This window comes from Flavobacterium sp. CFBP9031 (genome assembly GCF_034044945.1).
Lineage (GTDB): Bacteria > Bacteroidota > Bacteroidia > Flavobacteriales > Flavobacteriaceae > Flavobacterium.
This window is the reverse complement of record NZ_JAXCWF010000013.1, coordinates 1-18,622: the sequence shown is the minus strand read 5'-3', so window position 1 is coordinate 18,622 and position 18,622 is coordinate 1. Positions and strand designations below refer to the sequence as shown.

The 18,622-nt window shown below is 32.3% G+C and carries 17 protein-coding genes; 3 read left to right on the top strand and 14 right to left on the bottom strand.

Translation table 11 applies throughout. The features are described from left to right. Window positions 1-3: 3 nt before the first annotated feature. The 5 genes from SOM12_RS19670 to kaiC are packed head-to-tail and all read right to left on the bottom strand — an operon-like array spanning window position 4 to window position 3,939. Window positions 4-408, bottom strand: a complete 405-nt coding sequence (locus tag SOM12_RS19670) for a response regulator (protein ID WP_320495024.1) — start codon at window positions 406-408, stop codon at window positions 4-6. Window position 409: 1 nt separating this feature from the next. After that, the gene (locus SOM12_RS19665) at window positions 410-1,663 is read right to left on the bottom strand and encodes a sensor histidine kinase (RefSeq protein ID WP_320495023.1); all 1,254 of its coding nucleotides are present in this window, start codon (window positions 1,661-1,663) and stop codon (window positions 410-412) included. 1 nt (window position 1,664) lies between these two features. After that, window positions 1,665-1,964, bottom strand: coding sequence for a circadian clock KaiB family protein (locus tag SOM12_RS19660; protein WP_320495022.1), 300 nt, complete (start codon window positions 1,962-1,964; stop codon window positions 1,665-1,667). A 2-nt stretch (window positions 1,965-1,966) separates the two neighbouring features. After that, complete coding sequence (locus tag SOM12_RS19655) at window positions 1,967-2,260, bottom strand: circadian clock KaiB family protein (RefSeq protein ID WP_095927489.1); 294 nt, start codon at window positions 2,258-2,260, stop codon at window positions 1,967-1,969. Window positions 2,261-2,265: 5 nt separating this feature from the next. Then, on the bottom strand, window positions 2,266-3,939 hold the full coding sequence (gene kaiC / locus SOM12_RS19650; protein WP_320495021.1) for a circadian clock protein KaiC: 1,674 nt from the start codon (window positions 3,937-3,939) through the stop codon (window positions 2,266-2,268). 326 nt (window positions 3,940-4,265) lie between these two features. Between kaiC and SOM12_RS19645 the strand changes: the two genes are divergently transcribed. Together SOM12_RS19645 and SOM12_RS19640 are read left to right on the top strand one after the other, a co-directional pair. Further along, the gene (locus SOM12_RS19645) at window positions 4,266-5,009 is read left to right on the top strand and encodes an SDR family oxidoreductase (protein ID WP_320495020.1); all 744 of its coding nucleotides are present in this window, start codon (window positions 4,266-4,268) and stop codon (window positions 5,007-5,009) included. Window positions 5,010-5,173: 164 nt separating this feature from the next. Further along, a complete protein-coding gene (locus SOM12_RS19640; protein ID WP_320495018.1) occupies window positions 5,174-8,554 on the top strand; it encodes a P-loop NTPase fold protein in 3,381 nt (1,126 codons plus the stop codon). Window positions 8,555-8,666: 112 nt separating this feature from the next. Here the strand turns inward: SOM12_RS19640 and SOM12_RS19635 are convergent, their stop codons facing one another. The 9 genes from SOM12_RS19635 to SOM12_RS19595 form a co-directional block, all read right to left on the bottom strand. Beyond that, on the bottom strand, window positions 8,667-8,900 hold the full coding sequence (locus SOM12_RS19635; RefSeq protein ID WP_095931884.1) for a hypothetical protein: 234 nt from the start codon (window positions 8,898-8,900) through the stop codon (window positions 8,667-8,669). 311 nt (window positions 8,901-9,211) lie between these two features. Beyond that, window positions 9,212-10,012, bottom strand: coding sequence for a hypothetical protein (locus SOM12_RS19630; protein ID WP_320495016.1), 801 nt, complete (start codon window positions 10,010-10,012; stop codon window positions 9,212-9,214). After that, window positions 9,997-11,148, bottom strand: a complete 1,152-nt coding sequence (locus SOM12_RS19625; protein ID WP_320495015.1) for a DUF2931 family protein — start codon at window positions 11,146-11,148, stop codon at window positions 9,997-9,999. The genes SOM12_RS19630 and SOM12_RS19625 overlap by 16 nt, the downstream gene beginning before the upstream one ends. 362 nt (window positions 11,149-11,510) lie before the next feature. Next, window positions 11,511-12,659, bottom strand: a complete 1,149-nt coding sequence (locus tag SOM12_RS19620) for a DUF2931 family protein (protein ID WP_320495014.1) — start codon at window positions 12,657-12,659, stop codon at window positions 11,511-11,513. After that, on the bottom strand, window positions 12,643-12,909 hold the full coding sequence (locus SOM12_RS19615; protein ID WP_141248193.1) for a hypothetical protein: 267 nt from the start codon (window positions 12,907-12,909) through the stop codon (window positions 12,643-12,645). The genes SOM12_RS19620 and SOM12_RS19615 overlap by 17 nt, the downstream gene beginning before the upstream one ends. Before the next feature lie 50 nt (window positions 12,910-12,959). Further along, the gene (locus SOM12_RS19610) at window positions 12,960-13,439 is read right to left on the bottom strand and encodes a hypothetical protein (RefSeq protein WP_320495012.1); all 480 of its coding nucleotides are present in this window, start codon (window positions 13,437-13,439) and stop codon (window positions 12,960-12,962) included. Between the two features lies 1 nt (window position 13,440). Beyond that, window positions 13,441-14,751, bottom strand: a complete 1,311-nt coding sequence (locus SOM12_RS19605) for a hypothetical protein (RefSeq protein WP_320495011.1) — start codon at window positions 14,749-14,751, stop codon at window positions 13,441-13,443. A 3-nt stretch (window positions 14,752-14,754) separates the two neighbouring features. Then, complete coding sequence (locus tag SOM12_RS19600) at window positions 14,755-15,096, bottom strand: hypothetical protein (RefSeq protein ID WP_320495009.1); 342 nt, start codon at window positions 15,094-15,096, stop codon at window positions 14,755-14,757. Window positions 15,097-15,101: 5 nt separating this feature from the next. Then, a complete protein-coding gene (locus SOM12_RS19595) occupies window positions 15,102-16,910 on the bottom strand; it encodes a type VI secretion system Vgr family protein (protein WP_320495008.1) in 1,809 nt (602 codons plus the stop codon). 484 nt (window positions 16,911-17,394) lie between these two features. Between SOM12_RS19595 and SOM12_RS19590 the strand changes: the two genes are divergently transcribed. Continuing rightward, on the top strand, window positions 17,395-18,363 hold the full coding sequence (locus SOM12_RS19590; RefSeq protein ID WP_320495007.1) for a hydrogen peroxide-inducible genes activator: 969 nt from the start codon (window positions 17,395-17,397) through the stop codon (window positions 18,361-18,363). Window positions 18,364-18,622: the final 259 nt, after the last annotated feature.

Below are 18,622 nucleotides of genomic sequence, written 5' to 3'. Positions count from 1 at the left end.
AATTTAAGCTTCAATAATGCTCAAAATAGTTTTCGGAATTTCAGCGAAAGCTTCAAAAGAATACGGTTTAATTAAGTAGGCTTTTACGCCCATTTCATCACATTTTTCTTTGTAAGAAGGATTAATGCTTGTTGAATAAACAAAACACGGAATATTTTTTAATTCATCATTGCTAAGAATTTCTTGCAAAGCTTCAATACCGTCGATAATAGGCATATTGATATCGGTAAGAATAACATCAGGATTTTCGTTCGAACCGTTTTTTAGATAATTAAGCAGTTCCTCGCCATTGGCAACAAGACTTACTTTGCTAAAGTTTGGATTATTGCTAAAAGTTTCTGTAATAACATCTGCATCATCCATGTCATCTTCAGCAATTACGATATGTAAATTATATTTTTCCAGCATTTTATAAGATAGGGAAGTAAAGGTTAAATATGGTTCCTTCGTTCAATGTACTTTCAACGGTAATATTTCCAGAATGGTTTTCCATTATCTTTTTACAGATCGCGAGGCCAATACCGTTTCCTGAGTATTCGTTTCTGGCATGCAGGCGCTGAAAAATGACAAATATTTTAAGCAAATGGCTTTCTTCCATTCCAATGCCGTTGTCTTTTATCTGAACCTTTACAAATTTAGCATTTTGATTCGGTATTTCACTATCTAAATTTTCTTCCTGCGAAATTTCTATAATAGGAGCAATATCTGTTTTGCTATATTTAATGGCGTTTGAAATAAGATTAGAGAAAAGCTGTCTCATCTGCACGCGAGAAGCTTTAATAATGGGAAGTTTTCCTGTTTTGATAACCGCTTTTTTATCAGCAATTATAATTTCAAAATCCTCAATAACTTCCGAGATGATGGTTCTTAAATCTATTTCTGTTCGTTCTTCCTGCGCGGTATGCGAAGAATACTGCACTAAATCGTCTACAAGCGAATTTAATCTTAAAGCCGATAATTTCATGACATTTACCGCTTTTGTATCGGCTTCTTTAAAATAGCTTCCGTCAATTCTGCTGGTATTCATGACAATTTTCCGCAACGGTTCTTTTAAATCGTGTGAGATTACATGAATAAATTCTTCGAGATTACGATTGATTTTATTCAGTTCGTTTATTTTTTCTTCTAATTCTTTCTGATGGCGAATTAAAGCTTCTTCATGCTTTTTCTTTTCGGTCAAATCGGTAATTACAACCCCAATGGCTTCTACAGCGGGTTCCAGATCAGTTAAAGCGATATAGGCTGGAAAAGTCTTTTCATTCTCCGATTTTAGAAGTATTTCATGTTTAGTAATTCCATATCTCAGTGCTTCTATAAGAGAAATAAATTGCGTTTGGTTTGTAAAATATTCATAAATGTACGTTCCCGTTATTTTCTCTGAAGGTAGACCAACTAATTTTGAAAATTGCTCATTGCAGTACAGTATCAATCCATTTCTTGAAATACTCAATGCGCCCTGACCGAATTTCTCTATAAGAAGACGATACGTATAATCGGCAGTTTCTAGAGAATATAGTTCGGGAACTCCATTACTGCTTACCACAAGCGCATCTACATCTCCTTGTTTTATAGCATTAACAATACTGTTGGATTCAAAAAGTTCTTCCTTCAGTGATTCAATTTCTGCTAATAAAGCGGCTATATTTTTTTTATTCTCCTCCAAACTATTCGCTTATATTAAGTATGTATAATACTTTTTCTTTATCTGATAAATCTCCTAAAATGATTCTTTTAGGTTCTGGCTGTGTTTTGATCAAGGTAGGAATGGCTACAATTTGATGAATCACAGCCTGTTCTTTATCACGGCTGATATCAACAATTTCTAATTCATAATTGTTGGTGAGATAGGTGTCGCAGATTTTGCGTATATTTTCGATTGCATGTCCTGATTTAACAGACATACCTGAAACAAAAAGCATAAACTTATGTTTGGTTGTACTAGTGCCATCAGATGAATCTTCCATGATTAAGAGTTTATAGGTTTGATATTAAGCCCTACAAGCACTCTTTCTTCATTAGAAAGGTCACCTATAATTTTACGAATAGGCTCGGGAAATTTACGCACCAAAGTAGGTACGGCCAAAATCTGATCGCCTTCTGCCAATTGCGGATTCTTCAGCAAATCGATAATCTCGATGCTGTATTTTCCTTTTAAATGTTCCTCGGCATACTTCTTTATGTTTTCCAGTGCCTTGATCGATTTTGGCGTTTGCCCTGCTATATAAAGCAATAATTGCCATTCGGCTACTTCTTTTTTCATTTGATTTATTTTTTCTTAGAAGACAGTTTTTCCTGCAATTCTTCTGTTGCTTTAAGAATGCTTAGTTCTTCTTCAGCCGATTCAAATTCTGTTCTCAATGCTTCAATATTAGCTTCAAGTACTTTGCGTTTACGCGCAATTTCTCTGTCTTTTCGGCTAATTTCGTTTTGAAGCTTAATATCCGACATGGTTTTTTTGAATTGATAAGACTGTCTTGCAGCTCCCGTCAAAATTCCCTGCGGACCTAACTCAACATCTAGTAATTCAATTCCTTTACTTGTAATTACAAATTCTCTTACTTGGTTAGAATGTCCCATTCCGCGCGCTTTTATGATAAAAATACCGCGGTTTCTTTCGCCAACACCTTCCATATCGCGAACTGTAATCCAGGTATCCACCAATGACGAAACCGATTCTTCTGCCAGATCAGGTCTAACAGTGTCGGTTTGTTTATTTAATGACGTGAACATAGCCGTAATATTATTGGCTTTTAGCATATCAATTAATCGTACCAGCATAGAGCGTACTTCGTGTTCGCTTCCTACCGAAATAAGATTACTAATCGGGTCAATAATAATGGTAGTAGGCTGAAACTCTTTGATTAACTTTCTCAGTGTAAGCAAATGCAACTCTAAACCATTTAATGACGGACGGGAAGAATGTATTTGCAAAATGCCTTTTTTGATGTGTTTTTCCAGATCTACTCCAATTGATTTCATGTTGCGAACCAATTGATGCGGTGATTCCTCAAAGGCGAAGTAAATCGTTTTTTCGTTCTTTTCGCATTGTTCATTGGCAAAATAACAGGCAACGGTCGTTTTAGCCGTTCCTGCAGTTCCCGAAACCAAAATATTACTTCCTCTGTAGAAACCGCCTCCATGAAACATTTCATTTAGTCCAGGAACGCCAGTAGAAATAATATCTGAGGAAACTTCGTTATCCAATTTCAAAGAAGTAATAGGAAGAACTGAAATTCCGTCTTCGTCAATTAAGAACGGATACTCATTTGTTCCATGTGTTGAACCTCTATATTTTACAATTCGAAGCCTTCTAGTCGAAACTTGTTCAATTACACGATGATCGAGAACAATTACACAGTCCGAAACGTATTCTTCCAGACCTTGGCGGGTTAGTGTAGCTTCGCCGCGTTCTCCTGTAATAACGGCAGTTACGCCTTTGGTTTTAAGCCAATGGAATAATCTTCGTAATTCTGCTCGTAAAATGGCCTGATTGTCCAAACCAGCAAATAGCGATTCGATGGTATCCAATACAACACGAGTGGCTTTTATAGAATCGATGGCATGTCCTAAACGAATAAATAAGCCGTCAAGATCGTATTCGCCCGCTTCCTCAATTTCTGATCTTTCAACGCGAACATGGTCTACAACAAGCTTTTTATCTTTTTTAAGCTGTTCAAGGTCAAAGCCTAATGATTTAACATTTAGAGTCAAATCGTCTGAAGGTTCTTCAAAAGACATGAAAACTCCTGGTTCGTTATACTCTGTAATTCCTTTTATAAGGAACTGCATAGACAATAAAGTCTTACCGCATCCCGCTCCACCGCAGATTAAAGTTGGTCGTCCTTTCGGAAATCCACCTTCTGTAATCTCATCTAATCCGTCAACCCCAGTAGGAGTTTTTGGAAATATAAAACTATGTGATTTTGTTTTTTCTTGCACGATAATAAATTTCTGTATTACTCAAATATACCTTTTTCTGCAGAATTTTCAATGAATTCTGATTAAGATTTAACAGGCGTTTAATGAAGTTTTAAAAAAAAATTAAGAGAATTGATTTAAAAATCTAAATAAATCGAAGAATTTTAACCAAAAATCTAAAGAATACGAATTCAATATTTAACATAAAAACAAGGCTTTTTACTAAAACTTATTTTTCAATACTATTTTAATGTTAAAGTGTACTTCTGGTATACTCTATGATACTGGTTACAAAGTTATACCATTTTGAATTTACCTTTGTCTCATTAATTTAAAACACATATAAAATGGACAATTTAAAAAATAAAGTGGCAGTAATAACTGGCGGAAACAGTGGAATAGGATATGCTACAGCCCAATTATTAAAAGAACAAGGAGCTAACGTAATTATTACAGGAAGAAGAAAAGAGGCGATAGAAACGGCAGCTTTAGAACTAGGCGTTACAGCCATTACAGCAGACCAATCGAATATTTCGGATATCGAAAAACTGGCTGAAAAGGTAAAAGCCGATTTCGGTTCGGTTGATATTTTGTTTATCAATGCGGGAATCGCGGGTTTAGGAACAATTGAACAAACTACAGAAGAATTGTACGACAGCATTATGAATGTGAATCTAAAAGGTGCTTTTTTTACTTTAAGCAAATTTATTCCGATTTTGAAAGATGGCGCTTCGGTGGTATTTCTTTCTTCAAATACTGCGAGTATGCCGGGTCCGGGATCTTCGGTTTATTCAGCGAGTAAAACGGCTTTGAATTCGTTTATGAGATCGGCGGCTTTAGAATTAGCGCCAAGAAAGATTCGAGTAAATTCTGTTAGCCCAGGACCAACTCAAACTGAAGTCATGAACAAAGTAGGCCTAGACGAAGCCACCGTAAAAGGCATTATGGATGTCGTAGTAGAAAAAGTGCCTCTAAAAAAAATGGGAAAGGCAGAAGATGTGGCTAAAATGGTTTCGCATTTGAGTAGTGATGCTGCGGTGTTTATGACGGGTGCTGATGTTATTATGGATGGAGGGATGAGTTTGGGGTGATAGTTTACCGTTTGTCTTGATAGAAAAAGAGCTTGGAGGTAATCCAAGCTTTTTGTATCAAACAAATTAATGTTAATATTATTTTGATAAATCCTCTTAAATTTAAGATTTATCATATCAGATTTAACTTAAAATTGTATTGCTAATTTTAAAAATGATAATAAATGAGTGATAAATATAAATTCTCGATTTTAAGAGAAGAAGTTGAAGTAGAGGATTTTTATGAAGACAAAACTCATGAAAAGATAAAAAACTCGTTATTGAATTTAATAAAAAATGAAAAAGAAGGAATTAATATTGGGTTATCTGGACCATGGGGATCAGGAAAATCAACAATAATTAATTTATTGAAAAAAGAAAAAGATTTTGTTTTTTTTTATTTTGACGCTTGGGCACATGAAGGAGACCCGCTTAGAAGAATTTTTCTTGAAAGTTTTATTAATTGCATTAAAGATATAGAATCAGACACAGAAGTTGTCAAAAAATTAGAAGATAAAAGAGCAATTATTTCTGGTGAGAAGAGAACAAAAACGACTAATGTTTTTAGAACAGTAACTAAACTTGGTCTTTTTCTAACAGTTTCAACTCTCATATTGAGTATAGGCTTGGCTTTGCTATCTTCAGTTGATTACAATACCATAACTAGTGAAAATACAGGTTCAATAAATAAAGCACTTTGTTTTGGAATAGTTTTTTCTCTAGCTCCTTTTTTGGTTTTGTTTGGGAATCTAATTGTTTTGCTTTGTACAAATAAAAAAGGAGGGAAACTAGAGGATTGGTCATTTATACAAAATAATTCAAGTGAAACAATTGTCGAAGATGTTAGTATTGATTATGAAAGAAGCTCTATCGAGTTTGAAAAATACTTCAAGGAAATTCTTGAAATATTTAATTCGGTTGCAAAAAGAAAAGTAATAATTGTTCTTGATAATTTAGACAGAGTAGAGGCTGATTTGTCTTTAAAAATTTGGTCAACCTTACAGACTTTTATTCAGCATAAAAATCCTAACTCAAAAGATTATACGCTTTTTAAACATATTTTTACTCTAATACCTTATGATGAAGAGAGTTTAATGAAAATTTGGGAAAGCAATGTAGAAGATGGAAAAGGTGGAAAAGAAATTGATAATGCTTTTGCAAAATCTTTTTTCGATAAAAGTTTTCAAGTAAGAATAGATGTTCCTAGACCAATTGTTTCAAATTGGTTAGGTTTTATTGATAAAATGATCGAAAAAGCTTTTATAAATTGGTCAGAAGAAGATAAGAAGGTAATTAAAGAAGTAATTGAGAAAACGCGGAAAAACATTTTAGATAATCCTAAACCACGAGAGATAAAGATTTATTTAAATCAAGTCGGTTTTTTAAAAAATCATTATGGAGAAGATATTTCTACTAAGAGTATAGCTCTCTATAGCTTTAAAAGATACTTACAGGGAAAGTCAAACGATGAAATCGCTAATTATTTAATTAAAAGAGAGGAAATACCTAAAGAGGAAATTAATTTGATTGAGGATGAAACAATTCAAGAAATTTCAGCAATTGTTTATGGAGTAAAAAAAGATAAAGGAGCACAAATATTACTGACACCAAGAATTATTTCGGCTCTTACTAAAAACAAGCCCGAAGAGTTAAAAGAATTGGTATTTAATTATGAAAATGTTTTTTGGACAATTTTTAAAAAAATTATATTAGATACAAATCAATTTAGTGAATATCTGAAATATAGTACTCCTATTAATGATTGTTTTGAAGAAGTTAATGGAGAAATATACCGCAACTATGTAAGTTTGTTAGAAAAATATTTAGTTAAAAACGAAGATTATAATTTTTCATTAGATTTCGATTTTTGTAATAATATGAAAAGTGCTTCTACATTATTGGCTAAGTATAATCGAACAGAAAAAATAGGTACATTATGGAACTTTTTTATAGAAACATACTTAAATCAAGAAAATAAAAAGGAAAGTCAAAATATAAATAATTTAGAGTTAAATGAAATATTTATCGAGACATTAAATCATATTTTTGAAAGTAGTAATCGTATGCTTGTAAATAGGAAATTAAATGTGAGTTTTGAAAGTTGGAGAAATATGAATGTTCAAAGTCAATTCTCAAACATCTCGCTTTTAATTCATCCATCAGATGAAATATTAAAACAAATTATTGAGCTTATTGGAGAAGGGATACAAATAGAAGAAGAAGAATTTTTAATAATAAATAATTGTATAAATTCAGAAGTGGATATTAAGTTAATTATTGAACCATTGAATAAGCATTTGATGTGGAATAATGGCATGCAAAGTGGAACGGTATTTACCTTTGAATCAATAAAATTATTTGAAAATCTTTATTATAAATTTATTGGTGATTACGATTTTGACGTTTTTTTTAAAAGTTATTATTTGTACAATGTTGCTTATCATGTAAGCTCTAATAATAGTTTGGTAGTTCAAATCATGTCTACACTTTGCAGCATTTTTTATAAAGAAAATTTATTTAATATTGAAAACTTTGTTCCGCAAAACCACTCTAGTGCAAATAGTTTCATCTTAGACATAAAAAATTATTGGTCAGTGTCAAGTAAGAACAATGCAGAATTTACTTATAATAAATACAGAGAAAATCATTTGCTTAGTAATATATGGTTATTGTCACAAAACAAAAGGAATATTTTGTGTTATGACATAATTGATTTATTATTAAAAAATGATGATAATAAAGAATTTGAGATTGAAAATCCATTTTTTATTCTCTGTGATATTGCATGTAATTCTCCGTCAGGTTATAATAGTATTAGTGGAATTATTATAAAATTTTTAGAAAACTCAAATCTAAAAGAAGAATTAATTACAGCAGAGGATTTGAGTTTGACAGTAAATGATTATATTCTATATGAAATCTTAAAAACTGATAATTTAGAAGAATTGTACAATAAATTAGAAATTGAAATAACAAAACTTAATAGGGAAGATTTTGTCAAATCACTTCAAGACGGTAATGATTATTTATTTGATATACTTTTTAAATTGAAAGAAAAAAACAATCGTCTGTCTTTAGGAATTGTTTTAAATGATGCTCTTTACGAATTTGTGCAAAGCATATCAATTGGTAGTAGTTTTACAATTAGTGAGTTTATAAAAGAAAATTGGGAAGATATTGTTAAATTACTAGATGATGTCAATATTGATAATTTCTCTCAACGAATTACAAAATTATTAAAAGAAAAAAGAGAAAACTTGAACGATATTTTCTTTGAAATAAATGATTCATTTATTGACAGACCTTTTTTTACATCACTAATTAATGATGATATTATCAATGTTAGATTAGAAGTCCAAACAGCTCTTAATAGTGCAGTTGATATTAAAAATCTAAAATCCATAGAAAATTTGTTAAAATTCGAAAACGTTAAGACAATAAGATTTGGTAACGGTTTCAAAGAATTAATAAAAGATTCTACACTTATTTTACTAGAAAGTGAAGATGAAAATGTTAAGAAAATTGCTGATATTATTGCTAAAAGGTTTTCAATTAAAAAGAAGTAGGTTTAGTATTTTACAATATTAAAAAACAGTAGTAATTTTCATTGTGTAAAACAAAACCCTCAATCTCCAAAAAGACCAAGGGTTTTAATTTTTTAAAAAAGCACAAACCTTTTTACTCCAAATCCAGATAAGGATCTAAAATTTCGGCTAGTTCATTGAGCCAATAGAAGCTGTCTCCAAGTTTGGCAGCGTTTAACTGAATGTTTTCTTGATCGTTGAGGACGCCCAATGCGAGGGTTAGATTTACCTGTCTTATGGCTCTCGCCATATCGAGTGGGTCAATTCTGTCGTTGAAGAAATTCATTAGACCGATTTCGGCTTCTTTTGAAAGGGTTTTGGTACTCATAACTCTGTAATTTAGGAAATATAAAACCCATGTAGCTTAGGTGTCCTACGCTTACAGAAGCGTTACGGTTGTTTCCAATGCCGCCACCATACCACATGGGCAAGAAGTTTTTTAAGTATCATAATTCTGTAATTTAGGAATCGCAAATATATTAAAAAAGAAGTTGGTTTAATAGTATAAAAAGTAGTATAATTCTTAAATTTTTATTTTTTAGAATACTACTTCTTCGGAAAATGATTGCTCAAGGTAGTAGTGCTATTTTTTTGTAGTGAAGTTGGTCATTAGTTCGAGCGAAACGCTAGGAAGATTCTTTAATATTCTTGCAAATTATTAATCCATTTTTGTTGGTCATTATTTAGCGTATCGAACTGCATTATTACTTCAAGATTTATTGTTTTTTCAATAACGTGAGGTGTTTCCATATCTAGTGTTTTTATTATCGGTGAACTTTCACTATAATAAGAAGTTTTTATTTCGTTTATTATTAGTAAGTAGTTTTTTAATTGAAAAATGGTACTTATTTTTCTGTTGTCTTCTTTTACACTAAAATGAAATTTTAGTTTAAGTTCTGATAATAATTTTTCATAACCAGTTTCCTTTTCTTTTGAATTATAGCAAATAACAGCTAATAGTAGGTTATTAGTATCTGACATCATTTGAAAATGATTAAATCTTAAATTTTTATAGAAATATGATGTATCATCTTCTGTATATCTGTTGAGAGAAAATACTTTTCCAATTATTTTTTCCGCATCATCTGTATAATTAATTTGATTGTTTAACTCGTTAGCATATATGTTTTTCATAGAAACATATCGTGTTTCATAATATTTGGAAAATGCTTCTTTCGCATTTATCGTTTTATAAATATTGTTCTCATTGGGCAATAAATAGTTGGTAGAATCTTTATCTACAAAATTTGCAAGAAAAAATTCTTTTACATTTACTTTTTTGTTCAAATTTTCAAAATTGGTATAACCCTTTTGTGAGTATGCAAAGTTAAGGACAATGTGACAGAGTAAAATTGAAAATACTTTTGCCTTTAGTGATTTCTTGTTTTTATTTAATGTGATCATATTTAATTTTTTAGTTTCTTTTATTTTTCCTGCCAATAATCTAATTCTGGAAACTCAATAGGTTCTCTGCCTTGCCATTTAGGGAATACAAAATCTTTTGGAAGCGAGTATTGTGATATTTCAAAATCATTTTTTTCTAAATTGAATTTAGATGCTCTAAATTTCATTATTTCAATTTTTTCTTTTGAATTTTCAAGCCATATCTTTCCAAATGTGTATGGTTTATTTTTCGAAACTTTATCCATTCCTACAGCAAGAAATACATCTTTCCCATATTGTTCTTGAAATTTTAATAGTTGTTTATCTAAATTAATAGGTAAAACAATTTGTGATTCATACCATTCGTTGCCATCTCTTGAATGCCATCTCATCCAAAATTGCACAGGAAGCTTTTTTCCTTTTGTAACTTTTAGCTTGACTTTCTCATTCCATTTTATGTATGGAATCGGATTTTCATTTGAGTAAATTATGCTGCCGTCTTTGGTATAGCCTGCAATAGCAATGCTGTAATCTTTTTTATCTTCTTCTTCAGTTGTGAACCCAATATCATAATCATATTCTTTTTCTCCTTTTTCCCAAACAGAATAGGGAATACCATGAATTTTCCAATAAGTGCTAGATTCCTTAAATCCTTCAGATAAACTTAGATGCTCTTTTGTGTATTTATCATAATCAGGATCATCTTCTTTCCATACTCCTTTGTTGTTTGCTTTAAACCTGCATATTTCTGTGCTTGCACTTCCTCCTCGCATCCATACAGTCACATTGCCACCAGGGGCCATTCCGACAACAATTAAATTATAATCGTTTTGGTCGCCATAAAAATCAATCGCTTTTGTCCTGAATAATTCGAGCATTTTTTCTCTAGGCAACTTGTAACTTCCTTCATATAAAATTTTATCAGTATCACAAAACCATTTTGTAGTAATACTATCAGGCACAGACAAAAGATAATCGCTACCCATTATCATACCGTTAATTTCTTGCCAGCCATTATTTCCTCCCGGACCAAGTAATGCACCACTAATCCATTCGTTATTATAAAAGAAATCAACTTGCGCTTGATTCACCATGAATTTTTTTGGATTTGAACCTCCTATTCTCCAATTGAAATCATTAATTCGCTTATAATGAATTGATCTGAAGCCAATTGTAATTAACAATAAAGCCATTAACAAAAAATAATTTAGATAACTAGTCTTCATATATTAAAAATTATGTTCTGCCACTAAAAATAACTCCAATGAATAAAAATAACATTGCGCATAGCAATAATGATAATAAGATATATGTCATTACATAAAAGAAACCTTTTTTTTCTTTTATATAAAAACCTATTGCAAAATTTATTAAGGCTAATGGAACTATAAGATACCATAGATGAAAATAGAAATCATTAGGATGAAGCTGTTCATGTATATCATAATACAAAGAATAGGATGAAACGATAACAATGATATCTAAAATTACACAAATGCTTGAAGAATTAATAAAATCCCAATACAACTCTTTTATAATATTGTTTTTCATAACTTTACTTTTCCTGCCAATAATCGAACTCTGGAAATATAATCGGTTCTCTGCCTTGCCATTTAGGGAATACAAAATCTTTAGGTAATATATACTCTGGAGATAATTGTTTGCCCAATTTATAATCATATCTCCCAAGTCTAAATTTCATGATGGTTTTTTTTCTACTTTTTCCAAGCAACATAATTTTGCCCTCAACTAAATCTTTATGATTGTCTTTTTCAATAGCAACTAATAGCCTATTATAACATCCCGTCTTCAAAAAATCTTCAAAATTTTGAGGTAAAATTATTGTGCCATCATACCATTGTCTTTCTTTGTAATTCTCTTCATTTGTATACCATTGAATATATAATTGAACAGGAGATTTATGTTTTTCATGAATAATTTTATTAGTTTTTATTTCTTTTGCGTCCCAAGGTATAAATGAATCAAATTTATCTACAGAAAACCAGGATCCATCTTTAGAATTTAATGTCATATGGTATCCATATTCGGATTCTTTACTTGTAAACGCTACATCATAATCGTATTCTTTTTCTCCTTTTTCCCAAACTGAATAAGGAACGCCATGTAAGTAGATGTATGTTAAAATCTCTTTTGCTTCTTGTCCTTTAGAAGTCCATAACGTTATACTGTTTGGATCGAGTCGCTGTGCTTGCCCAACTTTTTTAGCTTTAAATTTCTCAATTTCAGTAAGAGTTCTATCTGCCTGCATCCATATTGTAATATTACCGCCAGGAGCAGTTCCTGCAATTATAAGAGAATATTCTTCTCTATTTTTTTGGTTGTCTAAAACACCTTTCTTAAACAGCATTAACATTTTTTGTCTTGGCAGTTTAAAACCGCCCTCATACTGTATTAAGTCAAATGCGCATCTCCATTTCACAAAGACACTATCAGGTACAGGCTTAAATTGATCTCCTCCAACATAATTTCCCATTGTTATGCCCCAACCTTGTCCATCTCCAATATTTATTGAAGTTCCTGCGATACTTTTTCCTTTATAAAAATATTCGACAAACGGTGTTGCTAAATAATTTTTTGGCGCAGAAATGCCAGCATTCCAGTCAAATGTATCTTTAGGCTGACAGCTTGCAAGTAAACCGATAATTAAAAAACAGCATAAAAAAAATCTAACTTTTGGGTACATATATTTCTCGCTTATAAATTACTTTATCCTCTTTTATAATTGGTTCAACAGGTTCATTAATAAAAACATAATTTGCCAAAAGATGATGATCTCCTGTTTGCACTGTTAAAAAATCATTTTCAAAACCGCCATAATGCGCTGATAAATGAACGTAATTGTGGTGTATGTGTTTGTAGATCTCGTAGGTTGAATTTTTGTCTTTGTTTTCTTCTTTTGAAGCGGCACGCATAATTTCTAAATACTTTCGCAATATATCAAATGATTCTGTTTCGGGTTATTTATAAAATTTCAAGCTTAAAATTACCTAGATAATAAGTCACGAGTGTTTAAATAAATTGTATCAGATTCTAAACAATATTCTATATTATTTATTTTCATGTAATTAAAACAGTAAAATATACCTTTGTTCTTGCCGTATTTTTGTCTTGAGCCTTCGCGTCTAAAATCATAAATTTTTACTGTCTTGTCTCTCAGTTTAATTAATAATGTATCTGTTTTTAATATTCTATCGTCCAAATAATACGATAAGTTGTTTTTGGACAGCGTATCTATTTTATGGTATCTAATCGTTTTTTTGAAACCTCCTTTTTGTGTGATTAGTATTTTAAGATTTTCATTTATTTGAGTGTCTGAAAATTTAATAATAATATTGCTAGAACCTACAAAATTGCTATTTTCACATTTATTGTGATTACTATAATCATCAGCAGTAAAATAAAAAAATCGAAAAATGAAAAATGAAAATATTAGTACAAAAAAAAACAATATAATTTTCTTCATTTTATTTAGCTTTAATATATCCATTATAATTATTCATAAAATGATTTGACGTTATTTTTTTTCTTAAGTATTTTGACGAACCAAATGGGTCAGTTCCCCATGAGTATACGCTAAAATCTATCTCATCTACTTTGGAGCCTAAAAGACCAGGTACATAATTCCATATTATAGGTGTTTCCAAAACAACCCAATGTAAATCAAAATCTTTTGTATCCCATATGTCATCAATCAAATCAGAATCGATCATTAATATAAGTCTGTATCCGGCTTTTAGTTGGGCATTTATATCATCTATTTTATTTTTGACGTCTAAAGAAGTATAGGCTAAAGGTTTCACGGAATTGTACACTCCTTTTGAAACGACATCTTTATATCCTAAAAGATTCTCACTTAAGGAAGTCATTAGTGGAGGCCAATTAATTGCGTGAAAAGCTTCATCACCTCCTTTATAACTTGAATTGTCAGTGTTTCTTGTGCTCGCCATTGTGATATAGTCTACTAATGACATTCCTGTTCCTTTTGCAACAAATTTTATTCCTTTTGTAGTCCTAATTGCTATCATTTCTTTTTCTACAACTTCAATACTTGGTTTTACTGTGTAACTATTAACTGTAGCTACTCCAGTTCTAAAAAGTTCATTTGCAAATTTTTTATAAGCATCTGGTTGTTCTTTGGCAAATAAATAAAAAATGCATGCCATTCCGCATAAAGAAGTTCCAGATTGATCAATTAGCCAAGGCTTACCATTATCAGTACGCTCTATTATCTCGTTTTCAACAATCATGCTATCAAACCACTTAAAACGATTATGTTTCCATTCCTTGTATTCGGCTTCTTTTTCCTTATTATATACATAAGCACGTAAGTATATAAAGCATCCACACATATCTTCGTCATTGAGCGTAATTTTTATAGAGTTCCCTTTTGCGGTAAGAGGTATTTCCAGCCACTTGTTTTGAGAGGGACTTTCATATTTAATCATCCATTTAATAGTTGATAGATTATTAGGAGGATTTTTTACATAACTTTTTACTCTAAAATGATATGTGTTTCCGAAAATCATTCCCTGCTGTGTTTTACCCGATTTGTTATTCGCAGAGCCAAGATCTAAGGCTGTTAAAAGTTCAATTTCTTTAACAGCTCCATCCATAAGTTTTAAAGGAGGTTTCTGTGGTTCACCATAATTATAGCTTTCAGCAAAATAATCTATAAATCCGTTTGAGTTGTGTTCAATTCCTCCTTTGGCATAAACTCTAGAAGTTCCTCCAGTTTTTTCTATTATATTTCCTTTTACTCTAATATATTCTGACATAGTTTATTTTTCTTCGGTTATGGTATAGGTTAAAAAATCTATAGCATGAAACTGCCCATCAGCATAAAAGGTTTTGTTGGCAATTTCTTCTATTTGTTCTTTTGGCATCATGATAATGAGACTGCCATCTGATTTTCGAATTTCATCGCCCATTTTTTCTAATCTAAAAGGCTCAAAATTAATTCGGATATGACAGGCATGATTGGTCATGTGGTTTCCATAAGGATCGCTATAACTGACATTGCTGTCTTTCAAGAAAAAATGAGCGCCGTTTTTAGAGTTGTGAAAACTGTAATTGCCAATGTTTCCCATTATGGTAATACCGCAGATTGTTTTTATTGCCATCTTAGTTAGTTTTGTCTTGTTTTCTCACTACTGTTGTTTTTGATATCCTTATCAGAGTGAAACTCATGTCCAATTTCACTATGTGTAACTATTCTGTTTTCAGAAGCAATATTTCTATCTTTTTTTACTTCTGAGTTAGAGTTGCCATCAATATTGATATGATTATCTCCAGCAACATGTAGTATTTTATCCAATCCGACACTAGTGTCTAAAATTCCTCCAATACTTGATGTTTTATTTAGTGTAGCTGTTTCAGAGATATTAGTTCCAGCTACATAAGTTATACTTTCACTTGCCTCAAAAACAATATTCTTAGCACGTATGGTAACTGTTTCAGGAGAAGTCACATTAATATTTTTGCTTTCTTCATCCAAATGAATTTCATTTCCACTCGGGTCAGAAAGCCAGATGCCCACTTTTTCAAAAAACTTGAAAAGCTGACCAAAAGGGAGTTTCCAGCCTTTAATTCGGTTTTTGTCATCAAAGAAATCGGGCATTTCTTTTCCGTTGTAATAGGTGCCAGAAACATACGGGCGTTCTGCATTACCGCCTTCAAAACTCACCTGAACTTCTTCGCCAATTTCGGGTCTGAAATAAAGCCCTTTTCCAGAGCCAGAGTAAGGCTGAACTACACGCATCCAATCGCTTTTACTTGTCCAGCCATTCCAGAAGAATTCCACTTTTATGCGTCCCATTTTTTCAGGGTCATTATTGTCAATTACTATTGCGGGCTGGCTTTCGGCGGGAGCAAATGCCGTTACGTCTGTGTAGTGTGGCGCTGCAACATCGGCAGGAATTGCTTTGAACTGGCAGGTGTAATTTCCGTTTACTTCAGAGCGGTGTACAATTTCAACTGCCAATAAATGGTGCTCTACATTTTTGTTTTCAATAGAAAAAGTCTGTCCCAAACCTATAGGCAGATAAGAGGTGCCGCTGTAGAATATGCTGTTGGCATCGCGTCCGGCGGTCTGCATTTTCACCATTTCATCGATTTCTTCTTTATTTTGAGCGTTGCTGGTATACGCGCCGTTTTCGAGTCCGGGTCTTACAATGTAAGGCTGTTTAAAGACGGCAAGGGATGCAAAACGGTCTCGGCTTCCTTCGGAGGTTTTTTCTGCACCATTTTTTATGCGGGAAGCGCTATTGTAATCATAGCTGCTGAACGAAGTTTTGTGCGAAACCAAGCTGGCCTCTATGCCAAAGTTATGCAGCGATGATTCGTTTATAAGTTTTATGTCGGTGTTTTTAATCTGGCCAAACTGCATGCGCATTCCGTCAAAATAAAACCATTGGGCATAGCGTGCAGAAAGGCGTTTAAGGAAATCAAAGCTCGTTTCATTGTACTGAGTCTTAAAGCTGAATTCTTTTGTATAAGTAGGCACAATGGCTTCTCTCTGATAAAATTCTCCCGAGTTTTCTTCTGCAAAAATTTCGAGACCAATCTGCTGGAGGCTTTTTTCGCGAAAGATTCTAGATTTCGGCATATCATCCAGAGCAATGGTATGGCTTGTTCCTGTTACGTGCAGTCCGGCGGGGCTTCCGTGTAGATCGACAGAACCTAGTTTTGTAATTCTTCCTTTAGACATTAATCGGATGCCTTTTACTTTAAAGGTAAAAATGACCTCGCTGCCAATGTAATTGCTAAAGGCTTTTTCCTGATCTTGCGGGGCAATGATAGGTTTTCCGGTGTATTGCCAAAAGAAAGAAAAATGATGGTGGTCTGCCATTTTTTGAGAGAGCTCAAGATTGTAATAGATAACATTTTGAGTAAAGCCTTCTATGGTAATATGTACCTGTTCGGAGAATTTTGACATTTTTTAGAAATTTAAATAGTGTAGTGATTGGTTAAATTGAAATCTATTTTTTTAAGAACTTGGGATTGCCAAAAACCGATTCTTTGGCGGTCAGTTCTAGGTATAAGAGCATTAGAATTTGCTCATGCTGTTACATTCTTCTTCGTTGATTTGTAGTTTGCTAGAAAGCTCATGCTGTTTGTTTTAAGGTTAATTTGATGCAATAGTTTTGCGATCCTTTATTTTGATATAGAGGAGAATAATGGGATTTCTAAAATGTAGTTGGATTTACTGCTGGTATATGCGCAGTATTTTTAGTGCGGTATTATGGTAAATATAGACAGGGAGAAATAATAACGACTACCTCTAAAAGACAAAAAAATAATAGAATAGGGTATTTTAAGAATCACTAAATAATAATAAAAGCAAAGTTTTCTTAAAAAACTAACAATAAAAAAGAGCAACTCAGTACCTTAGCATCTCAGTACCTTAGAAACTAGAAAACATGACCATTCAGCAGTTAAAATATATAGTCGCTTTAGACGAAGAACGGCATTTTGCAAGAGCTGCCGAAGTTTGTATGGTAACGCAGCCTGGACTGACCATTCAGTTAAAAAATCTGGAAGAAGAAATCGGAATTAAGATTTTTGATCGAAATAAAGTGCCGTTGACACCAACCGTTTTAGGAATTGAAATTATTAATAAAGCCAAAAAGATACTTCGTGAAGTAGATGAAATTCGTGATTTTGTAATCAACGAAAAAAATCTGTTGGAAGGAGAGTTGAAACTTGGCATTATTTCCACTTTATCGCCTTATCTGATTCCACTGTTTATTCAAGCAATGAAAGAAGTGGCACCAAAAGTGCATTTTATTATTAAAGAAGGATATACGGGACATTTAATGCGCGATTTAGAAACAGGCGCAATTGACGTAGCGATTATGGCTACGCCAACAGGAAATCCGAATTTAATCGAACATGTTGTTTTTAAAGAACCGTTTGTTGCCTATTTAAATCAGACGCATCCTATGGCGAATGATGAATTTTATGAAATGCAGCTTGGCGACAAAACCGAATTGTTATTATTGCATCACGAATATTGCTACAACGCACAATTATTGGACATCTGCGGACTAAAAACATCCGATAAAATAAAGGAACAATTTACGTACGATATTAATTCGATAGAAACCTTAAAAAATTTAGTCCGAGCTCATTTAGGATTTGCGATTATTCCTAAACTTTCGACCTTAAACGAATCAGGCGGACTTTTTAAACCATTCAAGGAACCTGTTCCCGTAAGAGAAATAAGTCTAGTAGTTTCCGATTCCTTCTCCAAGAAATTATTACTCGAGAAAATGAATGAAGCAATCTGGAATTGTCTTCCCGAATCACTCAAAAAAGATTTCAATTATAAAAAAATCCGCTGGAACGATTCGCCTTATTTTATAAAAGCAGTTAGTAAGTCGAGTTAAATTCCAAAATAAAAATTCCAAATTCCAATAACTGCTTAGAGTATGGAATTTGGAATTTAGTTATGTTTTTGTCATTTCGACGAAGGAGAGATCACACGCGGGTTTCCGCAATGTTTGTCGCCAATCTTTGTAGAATTTCTAGTGTGATTTGCTTCGCCTGTTCGCTATCGCTCGGGTCTCGTTCCTCCTTTAGATTTGTTTTTTGAAATTTTAAGTAGATTTATGATTGAGAAAGGAAGCAAAAGTAAACTGTTCGTTC